This is a genomic window from Rhodococcus sp. IEGM 1409, from assembly GCF_030056735.1.
Classification (GTDB): Bacteria; Actinomycetota; Actinomycetes; order Mycobacteriales; family Mycobacteriaceae; genus Rhodococcus_F.
The window spans coordinates 82,999-99,685 of record NZ_JASHKN010000014.1 but is presented as its reverse complement, the minus strand read 5'-3'; the positions used below and the strand labels follow the sequence as shown (position 1 = coordinate 99,685).

At 63.1% G+C, this 16,687-nt stretch carries 17 protein-coding genes; 4 read left to right on the top strand and 13 right to left on the bottom strand.

The annotated features are described in order from the left end of the window. Positions 1–151: 151 nt before the first annotated feature. The gene (locus QM716_RS27370) at positions 152–1,420 is read left to right on the top strand and encodes a multidrug effflux MFS transporter (protein WP_283307407.1); all 1,269 of its coding nucleotides are present in this window, start codon (positions 152–154) and stop codon (positions 1,418–1,420) included. Here QM716_RS27370 and mraY read toward each other — a convergent pair. Then, a complete protein-coding gene (mraY, locus tag QM716_RS27365) occupies positions 1,417–2,493 on the bottom strand; it encodes a phospho-N-acetylmuramoyl-pentapeptide-transferase (RefSeq protein WP_003941316.1) in 1,077 nt (358 codons plus the stop codon). The two genes, QM716_RS27370 and mraY, sit on opposite strands and share 4 nt — an antisense overlap. A gap of 85 nt (positions 2,494–2,578) precedes the next feature. On the opposite strand from mraY, the gene QM716_RS27360 reads away from it, so the two are divergent. Further along, the gene (locus QM716_RS27360; protein WP_283307406.1) at positions 2,579–3,112 is read left to right on the top strand and encodes a MarR family winged helix-turn-helix transcriptional regulator; all 534 of its coding nucleotides are present in this window, start codon (positions 2,579–2,581) and stop codon (positions 3,110–3,112) included. 106 nt (positions 3,113–3,218) lie between these two features. Here QM716_RS27360 and QM716_RS27355 read toward each other — a convergent pair whose 3' ends face one another. From QM716_RS27355 to QM716_RS27305, 11 genes are all read right to left on the bottom strand, one after another. After that, positions 3,219–3,995 carry an enoyl-CoA hydratase gene (locus tag QM716_RS27355; RefSeq protein WP_283307405.1) on the bottom strand — a complete coding sequence of 259 codons (777 nt, stop codon included), beginning with the start codon at positions 3,993–3,995 and terminating at the stop codon, positions 3,219–3,221. Further along, a complete protein-coding gene (gene mmsB, locus QM716_RS27350) occupies positions 3,995–4,888 on the bottom strand; it encodes a 3-hydroxyisobutyrate dehydrogenase (RefSeq protein ID WP_283307404.1) in 894 nt (297 codons plus the stop codon). The genes QM716_RS27355 and mmsB overlap by 1 nt, the downstream gene beginning before the upstream one ends. A 23-nt stretch (positions 4,889–4,911) precedes the next feature. Beyond that, entirely contained in the window at positions 4,912–5,970 is a 1,059-nt protein-coding gene (locus tag QM716_RS27345; RefSeq protein ID WP_283307403.1) for an enoyl-CoA hydratase/isomerase family protein, read from the bottom strand. Beyond that, a complete protein-coding gene (locus QM716_RS27340; protein ID WP_283307402.1) occupies positions 5,967–7,127 on the bottom strand; it encodes an isobutyryl-CoA dehydrogenase in 1,161 nt (386 codons plus the stop codon). The genes QM716_RS27345 and QM716_RS27340 overlap by 4 nt, the downstream gene beginning before the upstream one ends. A gap of 14 nt (positions 7,128–7,141) precedes the next feature. Continuing rightward, the gene (locus QM716_RS27335; RefSeq protein WP_283307401.1) at positions 7,142–8,674 is read right to left on the bottom strand and encodes a CoA-acylating methylmalonate-semialdehyde dehydrogenase; all 1,533 of its coding nucleotides are present in this window, start codon (positions 8,672–8,674) and stop codon (positions 7,142–7,144) included. A gap of 132 nt (positions 8,675–8,806) precedes the next feature. Then, positions 8,807–9,526, bottom strand: a complete 720-nt coding sequence (locus tag QM716_RS27330) for a copper homeostasis protein CutC (protein WP_283307400.1) — start codon at positions 9,524–9,526, stop codon at positions 8,807–8,809. Between the two features lies 1 nt (position 9,527). Beyond that, positions 9,528–10,307: a glucosamine-6-phosphate deaminase gene (gene nagB, locus QM716_RS27325; protein ID WP_283307399.1), complete on the bottom strand. Its 780-nt coding sequence runs from the start codon at positions 10,305–10,307 to the stop codon at positions 9,528–9,530. Next, complete coding sequence (locus QM716_RS27320) at positions 10,295–11,536, bottom strand: N-acetylglucosamine-6-phosphate deacetylase (protein ID WP_283307398.1); 1,242 nt, start codon at positions 11,534–11,536, stop codon at positions 10,295–10,297. Before QM716_RS27320 ends, nagB begins: the two co-directional genes overlap by 13 nt. After that, positions 11,533–13,206 (bottom strand): phosphoenolpyruvate--protein phosphotransferase, encoded by a 1,674-nt coding sequence (gene ptsP, locus QM716_RS27315; RefSeq protein ID WP_283307397.1) that lies wholly within the window; start codon positions 13,204–13,206, stop codon positions 11,533–11,535. The genes QM716_RS27320 and ptsP overlap by 4 nt, the downstream gene beginning before the upstream one ends. Continuing rightward, entirely contained in the window at positions 13,206–13,475 is a 270-nt protein-coding gene (locus tag QM716_RS27310; RefSeq protein ID WP_283307396.1) for an HPr family phosphocarrier protein, read from the bottom strand. The genes ptsP and QM716_RS27310 overlap by 1 nt, the downstream gene beginning before the upstream one ends. A gap of 2 nt (positions 13,476–13,477) precedes the next feature. Beyond that, positions 13,478–14,821: a PTS transporter subunit EIIC gene (locus tag QM716_RS27305; RefSeq protein WP_283307395.1), complete on the bottom strand. Its 1,344-nt coding sequence runs from the start codon at positions 14,819–14,821 to the stop codon at positions 13,478–13,480. A gap of 328 nt (positions 14,822–15,149) precedes the next feature. Here QM716_RS27305 and QM716_RS27300 point away from each other — a divergent pair, with 328 nt between their 5' ends. Next, positions 15,150–15,380, top strand: a complete 231-nt coding sequence (locus tag QM716_RS27300) for a PTS sugar transporter subunit IIB (protein ID WP_283307394.1) — start codon at positions 15,150–15,152, stop codon at positions 15,378–15,380. Next, the gene (locus QM716_RS27295) at positions 15,377–15,835 is read left to right on the top strand and encodes a PTS sugar transporter subunit IIA (protein WP_283307393.1); all 459 of its coding nucleotides are present in this window, start codon (positions 15,377–15,379) and stop codon (positions 15,833–15,835) included. Before QM716_RS27300 ends, QM716_RS27295 begins: the two co-directional genes overlap by 4 nt. A 65-nt stretch (positions 15,836–15,900) precedes the next feature. On the opposite strand, the gene QM716_RS27290 is transcribed toward QM716_RS27295, so the two are convergent. Beyond that, the gene (locus QM716_RS27290) at positions 15,901–16,650 is read right to left on the bottom strand and encodes a GntR family transcriptional regulator (RefSeq protein WP_283307392.1); all 750 of its coding nucleotides are present in this window, start codon (positions 16,648–16,650) and stop codon (positions 15,901–15,903) included. Between the last annotated feature and the right edge of the window lie 37 nt (positions 16,651–16,687).

Sequence of the window (16,687 nt, the reverse complement as noted above, 5' to 3'; positions counted from 1 at the left end):
TCCAGTCTCTGGGAAAACTGCGGGCCCTTCGGGAACAAATCGGTCAGTCTCGATGCTGACTCCCTCGGTGGGCGCAGGTCATACGAATTGCGGCCCGGATTCGCCCGAACGCCCGAGCAGTTCGCCAGACCCAGACAACCCAGAAGGTTTCATGAGCGCCGATAACACCGCCGTTGCCCCGCCAGTAAAGGCAGCCCCGCCCCTGGAGACGGCCCCGCTGGACACGAGCAGTGTCGACCGCAAACCGAGCGTCGGAAAGATCCTGGCCCTCGGTTCCATGACGGCGCTCGGGCCTTTCACCATCGACATGTACCTGCCCGCGCTGCCGGATATCGGCGCCGATCTCGGGGTCTCGTCGTCAACGGTTCAGCTGACGATCACCGGAACCCTCATCGGCCTCGCGCTCGGCCAACTGTTGGTGGGGCCGCTCTCGGACACTCTCGGCCGTAAGAAGCCGCTTCTCGCCGGAATCGGCGTGCACATCCTGGCGTCGCTGCTGGCGGTCTTCGCACCGAGCATCGCGGTCCTCGGCATCCTGCGGGTGTTCCAGGGCATGGGCGCGGCAGCCGCGGCAGTGGTCACAATGGCGATCGTCCGCGACCTCTACAGCGGTAACACCGTTGCCGTCGTGATGAGCCGGCTGATGCTTGTGCTGGGCGTGGCACCGATCCTGGCGCCCAGCATCGGCGGCGCCCTCCTCGTCGCCCTCGACTGGCGCGGGATCTTCGTCGTCCTGGCATTGATCGGCGTCGGCACGGCGATGATCGGTGCGTTCGGTCTCGCCGAAACACTGCCGCGGGAAAAGCGTCGCCCGAGCGGACTGAAGTCGGTTCTCCGTACCTACGGTTCGCTGCTCAGTGACCGCACGTTCATGGTGCTGACGCTCGTCTCCAGCGTCGGCATGGCGTCGTTGTTCGCGTATGTCTCCGGTGCTTCATTTGTCTATCAGGACCAGTACGGCCTCAACCAGCAGGAGTTTGCACTGCTCTTCAGTGCGGGCGCGATCGCGTTGATCGGCGCTTCGCAGGTCAACGTCCGACTGCTCGACCGGTGGACTCCTCAGCAGATCACCAAGTGGGCCCTTGTCGCGGCGGTGGTATCCGGCGCTGTAGTCATCGCTGTCGCAGTCCTCGAACTGGGCGGGCTCACCGGATTCGTGATCGCACTGTGGGTCATGGCCGGCGCCATCGGCTTTGTTCTCCCCAACGCCCCGGCACTGGCTCTCGCTCGTCACGGCGAAGCGGCGGGTACTGCTGCGGCAATGCTCGGTGCGTTTCAGTTCGGCGTCGGCGCGGCCATCGCGCCCGCCGTCGGGCTACTGGGAAACACCAGCACCGCCCTGGCCGTCACGATGACGGCGTGTGTGTCGCTGGGTCTGATCGCTCTTCTGGCTACAACCCGAAAGAGTGAACCGGTCTAACCGGCAGCGGAGAACCACTCGCTGTAGAAGGTGGCGAGTCCCAGGACGCACGAGATCGCGACGAAGATCCAGAATCTTGCGATCACGACGGTTTCCGGCCAGCCGAGTAACTCGAAGTGATGATGGATCGGGGCCATCTTGAATACGCGTCGGCCGGACGATCGGAACACCAGAACCTGGATAATCACCGACAGGATCTCAGCCACGAACAGGGCGCCGATGATGACCATCAGCAGCTCGGTGTGCGTCGTGACGGACAGGCCGACCACCAGGCCGCCGAGTGCCAAGGAGCCGGTGTCGCCCATGAAGATCTGAGCCGGGGCGGCATTCCACCAGAGGAAGCCGAGGCACGCCCCGCCTGCTGCGGCAGCGACGATAGCGAGATCGAGAGGGTCACGAACGTCGTAGCATCCGGCGGCGGGCTCGAGGACACACGAGTTCCGGTACTGCCAGCCGGCGATGACGACGTAGGTCCCCAGGATCATGCCCATCGAGCCGGCCGCGAGACCGTCGAGACCGTCGGTGAAATTGACGGCGTTGGACCAGGCAAAAACCAGAATGCAGAAGAAGACCACAAAGCCGATGGCCCCCATCGAGAACACCGAGATGTCACGAACGTGGGACAGGTACTGGCTACCTGGGGTGACTCCGTTGTTGTTGGAGAACTGCAGGAACAGAATGCCGAAGATGATGGCGCTCGCCAGCTGACCGACGGTCTTTGCCGTCTTGTTGAGCCCGAGGTTGCGCTTCTTGCGGATCTTGATGAAGTCGTCGAGAAAGCCGACGATTCCCAGTGACGTCGCCAGCGCGAGAACCAGCCAACCGGACGCAGACAGACGTGGAAGCCGCGAGCCGAAACCGATGATGTGTGCCGCCAGGTATCCCGCCCACATGCCGGCGATGATCGCGATCCCGCCCATCGACGGGGTGCCACGCTTGCCTTGGTGACTCTGCGGACCCTCGATCCGAATCTCGTGCCCGAGCCCTTGCCGCGAAAGCACACGAATGAGAAACGGAGTCAGGAAGAGAGCGACGAACAACGAGACGCCACCCGCGACGAGGATTGAAATCACCCGTGGGACTCTACAGACGTAAGCGGCTGCGACACACAATCAGACAAGGCACCCGACCGCTTGCCAGCATGGGATGATCGACCTTATGTCTCCCCCCGCACCGCTCCCCCTCGACCCCATCGAAGAGGCGCATCGTCAGTGGACGGAGCACGGGTGGAGTGACGTCGCCGACGGTATGGCTGCGGTCACGTCGGTGATGCGGGCACAGCAGATCATGATGGCGCGGGTCGAAGAGGTACTCAAGCCGCTCGGGTTGACCTTCGCCCGCTACGAATTGCTGACGCTTCTCACCTTCACCAGGTCGGGTGCGCTCCCGATGGCCAAGGCAAGTGCCCGCCTCCAGGTTCATCCCACCAGTGTCACCAATGCAGTCGACCGTTTGGAGAAAGCAGAGCTGGTCAGGCGGGTCCCGCATCCCAGTGATCGACGCGCGACGCTCATCGAGATCTCCGACGCGGGTCGCGCATTGGCTCTCGAAGCGACCGAAATGCTCAACAGCAAGGTGTTCGCTCACCCCGGACTCCAGCAGGACAAGCTCGAACAATTGGTGACGATCCTCACTGAGCTTCGCAAGACAGCCGGCGACTTCGACACCGGCGGCGTGCCCACCAAATGGTGAACTGACCACAGATACCGCTGAAACTGCCCTCACACTCTCGACGAGTGTGAGGGCAGTTTCAGCGGTATTGAAGTTCAGCGGTATTGAAGTTCAGCGGTACCTGAGCTCAGCGGTGCTTGAATTCGGCCGACCGCTTCTCCACGAATGCGGCCATGCCTTCCTTCTGATCCTCCGTGGCGAAGGTCGAGTGGAACACCCGACGCTCGAAGCGGACGCCCTCGGCGAGGGTGGTCTCGAAGGAGCGGTTGACTGCTTCCTTGGCCATCATCGCAATCGGCAGCGACATCTCGGCGATGGTGGTTGCGGTCTTCAAGGCGTCGTCAAGCAAGTCGGCGGCCGGAACGATCCTGGCGACCAGGCCTGCGCGCTCGGCTTCTTCTGCGTCCATGTTGCGGCCGGTGAGGCACAGTTCCATTGCCTTGGCCTTGCCCACGGCGCGCGTAAGGCGCTGCGAGCCACCGATACCCGGAATGACACCGAGCTTGATCTCCGGCTGACCGAACTTCGCGGTATCCGAAGCGATGATGAAATCGCAGAGCATCGCCAGCTCGCAGCCACCACCGAGGGCGTATCCGGAGACAGCGGCGATCAGCGGCTTGCGAGCTGCTGCGACGCGGTCCCACGGGGTGAAGAAATCCTCGACGTATGCGTCCATGTACGTCTTGGACTGCATTTCCTTGATGTCGGCGCCGGCGGCGAATGCGCGCTCGGAACCGGTGATCAGGATGGCTCCGATGCCGTTGTCCGCTTCGAGGTCGGCAACCGCAGCGACGACCTCGTTCATCAGCTCGGAGTTCAGTGCGTTGAGAGCCTTCGGGCGGTTGAGCGTGATGACGCCGACGCGACCCTTACGCTCGAGGATGATGGTGTTGAAGTCGGTCACTACTGTCCTTCGGTCGAACGGTCACGGATGTCGTTGATGATGGCAGAGAAGTCCTGACCGCCACCGCCCGCAGTATGGAAGCGACTGTAGAGTTCGGCGGCCTTGAGCCCGATCTCAGCATCGACGCCGTTGGTGCGCAGCGCATTTGCAGCCAGACCGAGGTCCTTGTCCATCAGCGCGACGGCAAAGCCAGGCTGGTAGTCGTTGTTGGCCGGGCTGGTGGGCACCGGTCCCGGTACCGGGCAGTTGGTGGTCAGTGCCCAGCACTGTCCCGAGGCGTTGGACGCCACGTCGAAGAGCGCCTGGTTGCTCAGACCGAGCTTCTCACCCAGCACGAACGCCTCGCTGATCGCAATCATCGAAATGCCGAGGATCATGTTGTTGCAGATCTTGGCAGCCTGGCCGACACCGGCGTCGCCACAGTGAACAACCTTGCGGCCCATCACGTCCAGCAACGGTGACGCGGCCTGGAAGTCCGCTTCGGAACCGCCGACCATGAATGCCAGAGTGCCTGCCGTTGCCCCGACGACTCCGCCGGAGACCGGTGCGTCGACGCTGCGGTGACCGGCTGCTTCGGCTTTGTCGTGTGCCTCGCGGGCATCGGCGACGTCGATGGTGGAACAGTCGATGAACAGCGTGCCCGGTGTTGCCCCCGGCAGCAGCTCTTCGTACAGTCCGAGAACGTGCTTACCGCTCGGCAGCATCGTGATCACGACGTCGGCACCGCGAACGGCGTCGACTGCCGAATCCGCTACCGATGCACCGTCTTTGACTGCCTGCTCCAGCGCCGCAGGTGCCAGATCGAAACCGACGACCTTGTGTCCGGCCTTGACGAGATTGGCCGCCATCGGGCCACCCATGTGACCGAGTCCGATAAATCCAATGGTGCTCATTAGTGATGCTCCTTCGGCGGTGATCAGTTGCCTTGCAGTTGGGGGGCGAGTCCGAGCTCGTTGTCGCCCAGCGGGGCGAAGTAGGCGTCGACGGATTCTGCCGTGACATCGTCGAGAGTTGCCGGTAACCACTTCGGGTTTCGGTCCTTCTCCACGACCTGGGCGCGAATGCCCTCGACCAGATCGTGTGAGGCGAGCGCAGCCGTCGAGACCCGGAACTCCTCGTTGAGGACTTCTTCCAGGCCTGCTGCGTTCTTGGCATGGCGCAGTGATCGCAGGGTCACCGACAGTGCGATGGGTGACTTGCCGAGAATCTGCTCCGCGGCCTTCTCCGCATCGGGGATTCCACTTGCGCGAAGACGCTCCACGATGGTGGACACATCGTCTGCCGAGTACGCGGCGTCGATCCAGCTCTGCTGGGCCAACAGCTCCGACACCGGAGCCGACTCCGCGTACTGCGCTACGGCCTCGGCAACCGAAGACGACGCGAGAGCGGCAATGAACGTCTCGATGTTCTCCGACGGGATGAAGTGATCCGCGAAGCCTGCTGCGATGGCATCCCCGGCGCTCAGTCGCGCCGTGGTGAGCGCGATGTGCGTTCCGAGTTCACCAGGAGCGCGCGAGAGCAGGTACGTTCCGCCGACGTCGGGAATGAAACCGATTCCGGTCTCTGGCATTCCGATCATCGAACGCTCGGTCACGATGCGAATGTCGCCGTGTGCGGACACTCCGACGCCGCCGCCCATGACGATCCCGTCCATGATCGCAACGTACGGCTTGGGGTAGTTCGCGATCTCGGAGTTGAGGATGTACTCCTCACGCCAGAAGTCGAGCGAACCGGTCTTGCCGTCCTTGGCGTCGTGGTAGATCGAGACGATGTCGCCGCCCGCGCACAGACCACGTTCGCCGGCGCCCGTGAGTACGACGGCCTTGACGTCGTCGTCGGACTTCCATTCCTCGAGTGCCTTGGCCATCGCCTTGACCATCGAGTGGTTGAGGGCGTTGATCGCCTTGGGACGGTTGAGGGTGATGAGCCCCAGTCCGTCACGCTTTTCGATCAATACCTCGAGCTCGTCGCTCATGCTGCTCCCTGCTTTCCCTGACCTGATGCGACAACGCTGCGCGCGATGACCACCCTCATGATCTCGTTGCTGCCTTCGAGGATCTGATGAACCCGAAGATCGCGAACGATCTTCTCGATCCCGTACTCAGCAAGATAGCCGTACCCGCCGTGAAGCTGGAGAGCCTTGTTGGCAACGTCGAATCCGGTGTCGGTCGCGAAGCGCTTGGCCATCGCACACAGCTCCACGACGTCGGACGCTCCGTCTTCGAGTGCTGCGGCGGCGCGCCACAGCAGTGTCCTGGCCGCTTCGAGTTCTGTGCGCATGTCGGCGAGCTGGAACTGCAGGGCCTGCGATTCGATCAGTGCCGAACCGAAAGCTTTGCGGTCCACCAGGTATGCGACGGCCTTCTCGAGCGCTGCCTGGGCCCCGCCGACCGAGCAGGCGGCGATGTTCAACCGGCCGCCGTTGAGACCCTTCATGGCGATGCGGAATCCGCTGCCCTCTTCACCGAGCATGTTGGCGGCGGGAACGCGCACGTCTTCGAAGATCACCTGACGAGTGGGCTGCGCGTTCCAGCCCATCTTGACCTCGTTGGCACCGAAGGACAGTCCAGGTGAATCCTTGGGCACGATGAACGCCGAAATGCCCTTGGCACCGGCAGATCCGGTGCGCGCCATCACGACGTACACGTCGGAAGTGCCTGCGCCGGAAATGAACTGCTTGACGCCGTTGAGGATGTAGTCGTCACCGTCGCGAACGGCCTTGGTACTCAAGCCCGCAGCATCCGAGCCCGCACCGGGTTCGGTGAGGCAGTAGCTGCCCAGTTGGTCCATCGAGCAGAGTCCGGGCACCCACTTGTGGCGCTGGTCGTCATCCCCGAACTGGTCGATCATCCACGTGACCATGTTGTGGATGGAGATGTACGCGGCGATCGACGGATCACCCTTGGCGAGCTCTTCGAAGATCCGGGCAGCGTCGACGCGGCTCAGCTCACTGCCACCCACGTCTTCACGAATGTAGATACCGCCCATCCCCAGGGACGCCGCCTTACGGAGGACGTCCACCGGGAAATGCTTGGTCTGATCCCACTCCACTGCGTTGGGCGCCAGATGCTCGGCCGCGAAGTCGCGGGCAGTGTCGCGAATCGCCCGCTCGTCATCGGTCAGAGTAAACATGAAAAGTGTTCCGATCAGTTCATCGTGGGGATGACGAAGTGGTTGGTCTCTTCTTTTTTGCCGGAAGGCCAGCGCTGCGTCACGGTCTTGGTCTTGGTGTAGAAGCGGAAGGAGTCGGGGCCGTGCTGGTTCAGGTCACCGAATCCGGAGCGCTTCCAGCCGCCGAAGGTGTGGTAGGCGATCGGGACCGGGATCGGCACGTTGACGCCGACCATGCCGACGTTGACGCGAGCGGTGAAGTCACGCGCGGTGTCGCCGTCGCGGGTGAAGATGGAGACGCCGTTGCCGTACTCGTGTTCGGTCGGCAGACGCAGTGCCTCTTCGTAATCTGCAGCGCGTACCACCTGAAGGACGGGTCCGAAGATCTCTTCCTTGTAGATGCGCATGTCCGACGTGACGTTGTCGAACAGGGTTGCGCCGGCGAAGAATCCGCCTTCGTGGCCTTCGAGAGTGAAGCCGCGGCCGTCGACGACTGCCGTTGCGCCCTCGTCGATGCCGATCTGCACGTAGTTGTTGACGCGGTCGAGAGCATCCTGGCAGACCAGGGGACCGAAATCGACGCCTTCGTCGTCACTGCGACCGATCTTGAGCTTCGCGACGCGCTCCTTCAGCTTCGCAACGAGGGCGTCCGCTGTCTCCTCGCCGACGGGAACAGCAACCGAGATGGCCATGCAACGCTCGCCGGCGCTGCCATAGCCGGCACCGATCAGGGCGTCGGCAACCTCGTCGAGGTCGGCGTCCGGCATGACGATCGCGTGGTTCTTGGCGCCACCGAAGCACTGTGCGCGCTTGCCGTGAGCTGCGGCCGTCTCGTAGATGTACTGAGCGATCGGCGTGGAGCCGACGAAGCCGACAGCCTTGATGCGATCGTCGGTGAGCAGGACGTCGACAACTTCCTTGTCACCGTTGACCACGTTGAACACGCCGGCGGGCAGTCCGGCCTCGAGGAACAGTTCGGCCAGGCGCAGCGGCACGGAAGGGTCACGCTCGGAGGGCTTGAGGATGAAGGCGTTACCTGCGGCGAGGGCGGGGCCGGCCTTCCACAGCGGGATCATCGCGGGGAAGTTGAACGGCGTGATTCCGGCAACGACGCCGAGCGGCTGACGCATGGAGTACACGTCGATGCCGGTGCCGGCACTCTCGGTGAATTCACCCTTGAGCAAGTGCGGAGCGCCGACGGCGAACTCGATAACCTCGAGGCCGCGCTGGATGTCGCCCTTGGCGTCGGCGACGGTCTTGCCGTGCTCGGACGAAAGGAGGCGGGCCAGAGAATCCATCTCGGCCTGAGCGAGCTGCAGGAACTTCATCAGCACGCGGGCGCGCTTCTGCGGGTTGAACGCTGCCCACACCAGCTGCGCCTCTTCGGCATTGGCGATGATGGCTTCAGTCTCGGCCTTGCTCGCGAGGGGGACGCGGGCCTGCACCTTGCCGGTGTTGGGATCGAACACGTCTGCAAATCGATCAGAGGTCCCGGGAACACGCTTGCCACCGACGAAGTGCGTCAACTCGTGAACCGTCGCATTTTCAACCGTCGCATTTTCAACCATTGTGCTAACCCGTTCCTTGCTCGTATGGACCGCCCAGGAGGCAGCAGTGAATATGTCTACCATCCTATAGTTGGATGTCCATGTATGTCTAGAGCCCAAGCGCCGTGAGTGGTTAAGGAGTCCCAGGGGTCTCTAAGCACTCACAGCGCGTAGCGCTAACGCAGCATCCCGCGCGACTTCGGCATCGGTGACGTCGTATCCATCCGATCCCCCACCAGGTCCGCCGGACACTGCGACAACTTTGCGCGCCGAGAGATGCACCGCATCGACGCCGACGGCAGCGATCGCCGGGATGTCGTCGACGGATATTCCGCCACCCGCCATGATCTGAATGCGACCCGCGGCATGGTCGACCATTCGTCCGATCTCTTCGAGCCCCTCACTGCAAGTGTCCGCACCCCCGGATGTCAGCACGCGGGTCACGCCAAGATCGATCAGCTCGTCCAGCGCGGTCAGACGGTCGGTCACCACGTCCATCGCACGATGCACCGTCACCTCGACCCTCGCCCGGTCCACGCATCCGATGATGCGGCGCAGCACGAGGGTGTCGATCGAATTGTCCTCCGTCAGCGCGCCGATCACGATGCCGGCAGCTCCCGCCGCCGCAGCAGCACGGACGTCGTGCTCCATCACCCACACTTCGTCGGGTGAGAACACAAAACCTCCGGCGCGCGGACGGATCAGCGGGTGAACCGCGATCCCCACTTCCGACGCTGCCTCGATCACTCCGATGCTGGGCGTCACTCCCCCCGTCGGGCCGAGGGCAGCACACACCTCGACCCGAGTTGCTCCTACCGAACGCGCGATCCTCGCCCCCCGCACGTCCTGCACAGCCAGTTCCAAAACGGTCATGTCAGAAGGACTGCCACGACGGCTTGTGTTCGAGCGCGTACCGGTAGTAGTCGGCAAGCTCGAGCGAACTGGCCGCGGCTTCGTCGATCACGACGGTGACATGGCGGTGCAACTGCATCACCGAGGCCGGGCAGAATGCAGACAACGGACCTTCCACGGCGGCCGCGATCGCATCAGCTTTTCCTTCTCCGGTCGCAATCATCACCAGATGCCGTGCATCGCTGATGGTTCCGAGCCCCTGGGTGAGCACGTGGTGCGGGACGTCGTCCACACCGTCGAAGAACCGCGCATTGTCGATCCTGGTCTGTTCGGTCAGTGTCTTCACGCGGGTGCGCGACGTCAAAGACGATCCTGGCTCGTTGAAGCCGATATGGCCGTCGGTGCCGATGCCGAGCAACTGCACGTCCACTCCCCCGGCCGCCGCGATGCTCTGGTCGTACCGGGCGATCTCCTTCTCCGGGCACGGCGCTTCACCGTTGGGGCTGGACACCATCGCCGGATCCAGGTTGACGTGATCGACGAACTCCGACCGAATCACCGAGTAGTACGACTGCGGATGGCGTTTCGGCAATCCGAGGTACTCGTCGAGCAGGAAGGCGCCGGCCAGCGAGAAGTCGAGTTCGGCGTCGCGATGCCGCGCTGCCAATTCACGATAAGTTCCGATCGGCGACGACCCCGTTGCGAGCCCGAGCGTCGTCGCCCCGGCTCTGACATACCCTTCGACGATGTCCGCGACGGTCGAGTCGACCTCCGCGGGTGTCGGCAGAATTACGATTTCCATGATTCTTCCTGTCCGGCGGTTTTTCCGCCGAGTAGTACACGCCCCAGGCGCAATTGACGATCGGTGACCAGAATGTCGGCGCGAGCGCCGACGGCCAGCGATCCGATCAGGTCGCCAAGCCCCAGCAGACGCGCCGGGCTCCGAGTTGCTGCTGCGACCGCGTCTTCGAGAGCGACTCCACCGTCGAATACGGTGCTACGCACCACATCGAGCAATCGTGCAGTCCCTCCGGCGATGGCACCGGAACTGCCGTCGGTGGTCGCGAGCCGTGCGACTCCCTCGTGAACCGTGACGTCGAGAGCACCGAGTTGGTAGTCGCCGTCATCCATTCCGGCAGCGGCCATCGAATCACTGACCAAGGCGATCTGGTCCGGCCCGACAGCATCAAAGACCATCGACACGGTCTCGGGAGCAAGATGCACTCCGTCCGCGATCAGTTCCACCACCATCTCGCCTCGCGCCGCCGCCGCCAGGCACGCCGCAACGGGGCCCGGCGATCGATGGTGCAGCGGCGGCATCCCGTTGAAGAGGTGCGTTGCGCTGATCTCACCGGCCCACTCCCCGTGTACTGCAGCATCGATGCGCGCCGACGTCGTTGCCGCGCCGGCATCGGTGTGACCGAAACTCGGCACGATATTGCGATGACGCATGATCGCGAGCAACTCTGCGAAGTTCTCGGTCTCGGGAGCCAGAGTCATGGACCGTACGGTCCCCCGCGCGGCGTCGCACACGGCTTCGAGCAGAACCGGATCGCCGGGAATGATCGCCGCCGGATCCTGGGCACCGCAGCGGAGGCCGTTGATGAACGGCCCCTCGAGGTGGATACCCAGGAGTTCTCCGCGTTCGACCAGATCGGCGAGCATCGTTGCTTGCCGCACCAGATCTGCGCGGGGTGCGGAGACCAGGCTGGCCAACATTCCGGTCGTGCCGTGCTCACTATGGTGCGCTGCGGCGCGGCTCGCTCCCTCTGCATCGGTGTTCGGGAAACCAGCACCCGCTGCGCCGTGACTGTGGACATCGATCAGTCCAGGCATGATCAACGAGTCGGTACGTTCCGGAATGGCCGAGACGGGCGCCGACGCGACGTAGTCCGCAGCCGAGCCGACCCAGCTGATCTTCTCCCCGTCCACGACGACAACCCCGTCGTGAATCTTGCCGATCGGCGATCCGATCACCGTTCCCCGCAACACGATCGGATCGATAACAGCGGCCGAGCCTGACGTACTCATGCGGACTCGCGAATCCGCGCGACGGCCGCTCTACCCTCGATCGGGTTTCGCGCGCCCCGCGCCGCTGCGGCCATGTCCTTGCACACCTCCAGATCGAGTGACGCCAATTGAGAGCGCACAGCGCCCAACGCCGGGACCGACATCGACAGGCTCGTGACGCCCAACCCGACCAGAACCGGAGCCAACAGCGGATCCGACGCGGATTCGCCGCACACGCCAACCGGTTTCCCGGCGTCGGCGCCCGCCTGGCCGACCATCGCGATCAGATCGAGGACCGCCGGCTGCCACGGATCGAGCAGCTGCGCCAGGCTCCCGGCCATACGATCCACGGCGCAGGTGTACTGGCTCAGATCGTTGGTACCGATACTGACAAAATCGAGATGCTCGAGGAGATCCCTCGCCCGCAAAGCGGCAGCTGGAATCTCGATCATCGCTCCCACCTTGCCGATACCCCGCGAACGCGCAAGGGCTGCAAATCCTTTCGCTTCGTCGGCCGTCGCCACCATCGGCGCCATCACCCACAGGTCGGCGCCCGTCGCGTTTCCTGCGGCGGCAAGTGCGTCGAGCTGACTGATCAGTGTGTCGGGATAGACCGTGCCCACTCGTAACCCACGGACGCCCAGTGCCGGATTCTCTTCGCCTCCGAGATCGAGAAACGGCAACGGCTTGTCCGAACCCGAATCGAGAGTGCGGACCACTACCTTCTGTCCGGCGAAGTACTCGAGCACCGACGTGTACGTCTGGGCCTGCTCCTCTACCGAAGGAGCGTCGTGCCGCCCGAGATACGAGAATTCGGTACGGAACAGTCCGACGCCCTCACAATCCGCCGCCCCGGCCCGCGCGGCGTCCTCGAGGGTTCCGATGTTGGCCGACAATCTCACCGCGAATCCGTCGCGCGTGCGCCCCGGACCACGTGCCGAAGCCGATTGCTCAGCCACGAACGATGCTTCACGGACAGCGCGCTCGCGCATTTCTTCCGAGGGATCGATGGTGACCGTCCCGGTGGTGCCGTCGAGGATGAGGAGTTTCCCCTCCGTCAGCTGATCGGTTCCCGAGCAGTTGACCACGGCCGGGATTCCGAGCGACTTCGCCAAGATAGCCGTATGGCTGGTCGGGCCTCCTTCCGCGGTCAACAGTCCGACCACGTCACTCTCACCCAGCGTCGCCGTATCCGCCGGCGCCAAGTCGCGCGCCACCAGGATGTACGGGTGACCCGGAGCGGGAATTCCGGGCATCGGCTCACCGCGGAGCACGGCAACGGCTCGCTGTCCGAGATCACGCAAATCGGTTGCCCGCTCGGCCATGTATCCGCCGAGCGCTGTGAGTTTTTCACAGAACGCGTCGAAGGCGATCGCCACCGAGTGAGCGGTCGGCAACCCGGACTCCAGGTTTGCCTTGGCCGCCTTCACGATGCCCGCATCGCGCGCCATCGCAGCCGAGGTCGTCAGGATTTCCGCCGGAACACCTTCGACGGACTGTGCACGCGTGAGCAATTCCTCCGCGACGGCGTCCAGTGCCTCTCGGATTCTGATCAGCTCCGCCTCGGGGCTGCCCGTAACCCGATCCGACGCCGAGGTCGGTTCGGGCGTGGAGAATCGCAGCCACGGCGCACATACCGAACCAGCGCTCACTCCGATACCCGCAATGCGGTTGTCCACACTCGCCGTCATCAAGCTTCGTCCAGTTCCGAAGCGAGAAGCTCTGCGAGCGAACCGACCGCGGCATCGGCGCCGTCACCGTCAGCTCGCAAGGTCACCGAATCCCCGAATGCGGCACCGAGAGTCATGACCGACAACATGCTGGAGGCGTCGACGGGTTCGCCGTCGCCGAGCGAGATGGTGACGACGACCGGTAGGTCGGCCGCGGCGCGCGCGAAGAGCGCTGCGGGTCGTGCGTGGAGTCCGACGCGGGATCCGATTGTCGTGGTTGCGATCGCCATGTTCAGCGTCCTTCCAGTTCCTTGTCGAGCTTGTGTTCAAGTTCTGCGACCAGTGGGGCGTCGGTGCGGGTATCACCCTCGGCTGCGAGTGCCAATTCGGCCTCGAGGAGCGCGGAATCCGGTTCGGCTGCCGCCACCTCGACGTCTTCTTCTCGTCCCGGCGTGCGCAGATTCCACTTCTTGATCACGAAACTGAAGAGGAAGTAGTAGATCAGCGCGTACCCGAGTCCGATCGGGATCAGCATCCAAGCGTTGGTCGCCTTGCCGAAGTTCAACACGTAGTCGAAGAAGCCTGCGGAGAACGTGAATCCGTCGTGGATACCGAGCGCATTGACCAGCGCCATCGACGTTCCGGTCAACAGTGAGTGGATGACGTAGAGCGGCCACGCGACAAACATGAAGGAGAATTCGAGAGGTTCGGTGATTCCGGTGAGGAAGGCGGTAAGCCCGGTGGAGAGCATGATGCCGCCGACGAGCTTCTTCTGAGAAGGCTTGGCGTTGCGCCAGATTGCGAAGGCTGCAGCAGGGAGAGCGAACATCATGATCGGGAAGAAGCCGGTCATGAACGTACCGGCGGAGGGGTCACCGGCGAAGAACCGGTTGAGGTCGCCGCGAACGATCTGCCCGCTCGCGTCCTGGTAGTCGCCGATCAAGAACCACACGGCGGAGTTCAAAATGTGGTGCAAGCCGGTGGGGATCAGCAGTCGGTTCGCTGCGCCGTAAATGCCGCCACCCACAACGGTATTGGAAGCAACTGCTTCACCGACCCAGTTCAGGCCGGAGTTGAACAGCGGGTACACGAATGCCATCAGGACACCGACGACCAAACCGGTGATTGCCGTCAGAATGGGAACGAGCCTGCGCCCGTTGAAGAATCCGAGATAATCGGGAAGCTTCGTTCGATAGAACCGCTGCCACAAGATCGCCGACAGCAAGCCCATCACGATACCGGCAAGCACACCGTAGTTGATCAGGGATTGATCCCCGTTCGGGTCGGTTTTCCCTTCGAGGACGATCGGCGACATCGCCTTGAACACTCCGTCGATCACCATGTAGCCGACGACGGCCGCCAAGGCGGTCGAGCCGTCGGCCTTCTTGGCCCAGCCGATCGCGATACCGACGGCGAAGATCAGCGGCAGCCACGTGAAGACCGCTTGTCCCGCAGCGGAGATCACTGCCGCCGCACTGTGCATCGAACTGAACCGCCCGAGCAGGTCGTCCTGGCCGAGGCGGAGCAAAATTCCCGCAGCCGGCAGAACTGCGATCGGAAGCATCAAGCTTCGGCCGAGGCGTTGAACCCCGGCGAACACTTTCGATTCCTTCTTCGGGGTGTCTTCGAGCGTCATCAAAGGACCTTCTTCGTTCGCCGGGCCGCGTCGCGATCGGCCACTGGTTCTGGAAATTCGGGTGTCGTGCACGTGCAGGTTTCGTGAAAATGCAGGTCGCGGTTCACGCTCGGAGGTGAGGCCGAAACCGTTTTGTCGAAACTGTTGTGGAGCCGGACTTCCAACGGGTACTGTCCGGTCATAACCAGTTGTAGTTTTACCTGGTCGAGGCGAGTTGTCAACACCAAGATGTGACACACGTAACCGGGATAGCCTTGACCAGCAACTAGTCAGCCCACCTGTACGACCGTTCAACGATCACGACCAACCCGACAATCAGGAGCAGCAAATGTCGAAAGCGGAAGCAATCATCAAGGGCCTCGGCGGCGCGGAGAACATCGTCGAGATCGAAGCGTGCATCACCCGCCTACGCACCGAGGTCAAGGACGGCGCGAAGGTGAACGAAGCCGCGCTCAAGGCTGCCGGCGCACACGGCGTACTCAAGGCCGGAACGGTCGTCCAGGTCATCGTGGGACCCGAGGCAGACACCCTTGCAGAGGACATCGAGGACATCCTGTGACGGTCGTCCTCGCCCCGCTGCCCGGCCGGGTCGTCGCACTGGCAGACGTCCCGGACCCGGTGTTCGCTCAGCAGATGGTCGGCTCGGGCGTCGCCATCGAACCTGCCCGCGATCAGGGGCCGCTCACCGTTGTCGCGCCGATCAGCGGGAAGATCCTCAAACTTCACCCCCACGCATTTGTGATCTTCGGCGAGAAGGCCACCGGCGTGCTGGTCCATATCGGCATCGACACGGTCAAACTCGAAGGCGACGGATTCACTCTCATCGCCGCCGAGGGTGACACCGTCAATGCGGGTGATCCCGTCGTCAGCTTCGATCCAGCGGACATCGACACCACCGGCTACTCGGCGATCTGCCCGGTAGTGGTGATGGATTCCAAGCCGGACACCGTCGAATCCCCTTCGATCGGTAGCGACGTCACCACAGGCGACACGCTGTTCGACTGGTCGGCGTAACGCAAAGGACGGGCGCACCGAAAGGTGTGCCCGCCCTTTCGTTTCGATCGATGACTACCGAACAATTACTGGTCGCCGCGAGTTTTGGGCCGCGCTTGACCCTGGACTTCCATCTGCAACTGGTAGCGGTCGGATCGGTACCAACTACGAGTGTGCTCGACCGGTGCGATCTCGCTGAACGACACTCGATCGAAGTACAGGACCGGAGCGCCTTTACGAGTACCGAGGAGAGTCGCGATCTCCGTACTGGCGCCGTCTGCACTGACCGTCTGTTCTGCCCGATCGATCGGCTTGCCGTACTTGTCAGCGGTCGCCCGGTAGATCGAACCCGTCAAGTCCATGTCGAGCAGACCCGGCAACAGTTCCGGATTGAACCAGCCGTCGTCGACACTCACTGGCTCGCCGTCGGCGAGGCGCAAGCGCTTGACGTGATAACCGTCGGAACCCGGTCTCATATTCAGTGCGGCAGCAGTACTTTCGGGGACAGGCCCCTGTTCGCTGACCAGGACCACTGTCGTGGGATGGTGCCCCTGGGCGCGCATTTCCTCGGTGAAGGATGCAAGGTGCAGCTTTGACTGGACGGCACGGTGCGCAACGAAGGTTCCCTTGCCACGCACGCGAACGAGGTGTCCGTCATTGACCAGTTGCCCGATGGCCTCGCGAACGGTGATCCGACTGACGCCGTAGTCCTGCATCAGGTTTCGCTCGCTGGTCATCAAGTCACCAGGCTGGAGTTCTTGGGTGCACTTGCGCAGGAGAATGGTGCGCAACTGTTCGTGTTTGGGTATTGCGCTGTCGCGCAAATGAACGGGCATCACAGCGACTGTCCCTCCGAGAAATGAATAGCCGTCT